Below are 631 nucleotides of genomic sequence, written 5' to 3' on the forward strand. Positions count from 1 at the left end.
GTTGTAGCAATGCTGCAAGGTACTGAGCGCGACACCAATCTGAAACTTGATCAACTAGAACCTATTGCAGCCTACTTCCGTGAAGTACGTAAGAAATACGCGAAGTGGGAAGGGCAACTAAAAGGCGTGGACTCCCGTATCCTTATTGCTCAAGTCCCAGGTGGTATGTTGACGAATATGGAAGGTCAGCTAAAAGAGCAAGGTGCAGCGGATCGTATCGACGAGGTGTTAGAAGAAATCCCACGTGTACGTGAAGATCTTGGCTTTATTCCTCTCGTAACACCGACGTCTCAGATCGTTGGTACTCAAGCCGTCATTAACGTACTGACCGGCGAGCGCTACAAGAGCATCACTAAAGAAACCGCTGGTGTTCTCAAAGGAGAGTACGGTGCCGCTCCTGCGGCAGTGAATGCCGAACTACAAGCAAAAGTCCTTGAAGGTAAAGAGCCAATTACGTGTCGCCCTGCTGATTTGTTAGAGTCAGAAATGGAAGCTCTCACGGTGGATTTAATGGATAAGGCTCAGTCTGAAGGTATTAAGCTTGCGAGTGAACGCGTTGATGACGTACTTACCTATGCGTTGTTCCCTCAAGTTGGTCTGAAGTTCCTTAAAAACCGTGGTAAACCTGACG

1 pseudogene is annotated in these 631 nt (G+C 48.0%); it reads left to right on the top strand.

Annotated elements, in window-relative coordinates:
- A pseudogene (locus R7Q09_RS26510) lies at positions 1–631 on the top strand (oxaloacetate decarboxylase); the annotation flags it as partial.

It is taken from the genome of Vibrio sp. 2130-1, assembly GCF_033339515.1.